The following is a 2,616-nucleotide window of genomic DNA, read 5'->3' on the forward strand; positions in this document are numbered from 1 at the left end:
GCCCTCGACCACGACCGGCTGGCCCGGTCCGTCGCCGCCCTGCGCGCCACCGCCACCGCGCCCGTCGCGGTCGGCTTCGGCGTCAGGACCCGCGCCGACACCCTGCTCCTGCAGGACCTCGGCGCGGACGCCGCCGTCGTCGGCAGCGTCGGCGTGGCCCGTATCGAACAGGCCCTGACCGAAGGCCGCGACCCCGTCGAGGAGTTCGGCTCCTTCGTGAAGGAACTGCGCGGGCCGTGAAGGGAGCTGCGCGGGCCGTGAGCGGCCCCGGCGGCCCACCGTGCCGAACAGCGGAACCACCCGTACGAAAGGAGACCCCCGTGATCGTCCGCAAGCTCGAAGAGGTCACCTGCGTCGACTGGGGCAACGGCCTCAGCCGCAGATTCCTCACCCAGGCCGACGGCGTCGGCTACACCGTCACCGACACCATCGTCCGCGCGGGCACCAAGTCCCGCCTGGAGTACCGCAACCACCTCGAGAGCTGCTACTGCATCGAGGGCTCCGGCGAGGTGATCGACAGCGACGGCGTCTCGCACCCCATCACCCCCGGCACCCTGTACGCGCTGGACCGGCACGACGCCCACTGGCTGGTGGCGAGCCCGCACGAGGACCTGCGCCTGGTGTGCATGTTCACCCCCGCGCTGCGCGGCGACGAGAGCCACAACCTCGACTCGCCCGAATTCTCCCACTACTGATGGCCGACTTCACGAAGGACCAGCAGGCCCTGCGCGACGGCCTGGCGCCCGTGCTCGACAAGCTCGACGAAGGGCACATCGAGCGCGACGCGGCCGCCGAGTTCCCCCGTGAGGCATGGCGGCTGCTGGCCGGCACCGGAATCCTCGGACTGCCCTTCGACGAGCGCCACGGCGGACTCGGCCAGTCGCTGACCACCACCATGTACGTCCTGGAGGGCCTGGGGGAGGGCTGCCGGGACGCCGGACTGAACTTCTCCGTCTGCACCCACCTGGTCTCCGTCGGCGTCCCGCTGCAGCGCTTCGGCTCCGACACCCTCAAGGACCGCCACCTGCCCGGCATCTGCACCGGCGAGCTGATCGGCGCCCACGCCATCAGCGAACCCGACAGCGGCTCCGACGCGCTGGCGATGCGCACCCGTGCGGTACGCGACGGCGACACCTACGTCCTGAACGGCAGCAAGTCGTTCGTCAGCAACGGGCCCGTCGCCGACGTGTTCACCGTCTACGCCCGCACCAGCGACCGTCCCGGGCCGCTGAGCATCACCGCGTTCCTCGTCGACCGCGACACCCCGGGCCTGACGCTGGGCCGGCCACTGGCCAAGATGGGCCTGCGCACCTCCCCGCTGTGCGAGCTGTACTTCGACGACTGCCGCGTCCCGGCCGACCGGGTGATCGGCCGGCCCGGCGGCGGGTTCCTCGTCCTGGACCACGTGATGCGCTGGGAGATCCTGTGCTCCTTCGTCATCAACGCCGGCGAGATGCAGCGCCGGGTGGACGCCTGCGTCCGCTACGCGCAGACCCGCAGCCAGTTCGGGCAGCCCATCGGCTCCTACCAGGCCGTCTCCCACAAAATCGTCGACATGGCCACCGGCGTGGAGACCTCCCGCCGCTGGCTGTACGAGACGGCCCGCAGGATGACCGCCGGCGACAACGTCACCCGCGACATCGCCATGGCCAAACTCGTCACCAGCGAGGCCAACGTCGCCTCCGCCCTGGCCGCCGTGCAGATCTTCGGCGGCAACGGCTACATGGCCGAGTACGGCATCGAGAGCCAGCTGCGCAACGCGGTCGCCGGAACGATCTACTCCGGCACCTCCGAGACCCAGCGCAACCGCATCGCCGCACTCCTGGGCCTGTGAACTCAACCGACGGGCCCTTGGCATCCAACCGACAACGAAGCGGACCCCCAGTTGCCATGACGACCCCCCTGAGCACCGGCGCCCTCGAGGCCACCGAGTTCCTCGACCACGAGAACGAGCAGGTACGCGCCTTCGTGGCCGACGCCCTGCCGCCCACCGCCACCACACCCACCGAGCAGGCCGTCGCCCTCTACTACGCGGTCCGCGACACGATCCGCTACGAGGTCTACGGCGCCGACCTGACCCGCCGAGGGCTGCGCGCCGGCACCGTGGCGGCCACCGGCTCCGGCATGTGCCTGCACAAGTCGATCCTCTACGCGGCCGGCCTGCGCTCGCTCGGCATCCCCGCCCGCCTCGTCCTGACCGACGTGCGCAACCACCTCGCCTCCCCGAAACTGGTGAGCCTGCTCGGCGGCGACGTGTTCCACCAGCACTGCCTGACCTCCGTACGCCTCGAAGGCCAATGGGTGCGTGCCACACCGGTGTTCAACAAGAACCTGTGCCGGCTGTACCGGATGGCGCCCCTCGACTTCGACGGCACCACCGACAGCCTGCACCACCCCTTCGACCTGAAGGGCCGCCGCCAGATGGAGTTCCTGCGCTTCCACGGCGAGTTCGACGACCTGCCCTACGAGGCCGTCCTGGCCGACCTGCGGGCCGCGCACCCCGGCCTGTTCGGCGCCGGTGGCGACCGCTTCACGGCCGGCTCCCTGGAGCACGACGCCGGCCGGACGGCGGCCGCCTGATGCTGGTCAAGATCTGCGGCGCCACCACCACCGCGG

Annotated in this window: 4 protein-coding genes; all 4 read left to right on the forward strand. The window is 71.0% G+C overall.

All coding sequences use genetic code 11. The annotated features are described in order from the left end of the window. Positions 1–240: tryptophan synthase subunit alpha (locus ACWGH4_RS33925; protein WP_453467622.1), on the forward strand; the 240-nt coding region annotated here is incomplete at its 5' end. 80 nt (positions 241–320) lie between these two features. Continuing rightward, on the forward strand, positions 321–695 hold the full coding sequence (locus ACWGH4_RS33930) for an ectoine synthase (protein ID WP_005321771.1): 375 nt from the start codon (positions 321–323) through the stop codon (positions 693–695). After that, positions 695–1,834 carry an acyl-CoA dehydrogenase family protein gene (locus ACWGH4_RS33935; protein WP_453467624.1) on the forward strand — a complete coding sequence of 380 codons (1,140 nt, stop codon included), beginning with the start codon at positions 695–697 and terminating at the stop codon, positions 1,832–1,834. The genes ACWGH4_RS33930 and ACWGH4_RS33935 overlap by 1 nt, the downstream gene beginning before the upstream one ends. Before the next feature lie 56 nt (positions 1,835–1,890). Beyond that, positions 1,891–2,580, forward strand: a complete 690-nt coding sequence (locus tag ACWGH4_RS33940; RefSeq protein ID WP_453467625.1) for a transglutaminase-like domain-containing protein — start codon at positions 1,891–1,893, stop codon at positions 2,578–2,580. Positions 2,581–2,616: the final 36 nt, after the last annotated feature.

It is taken from the genome of Streptomyces sp. NPDC054847, from assembly GCF_053610925.1.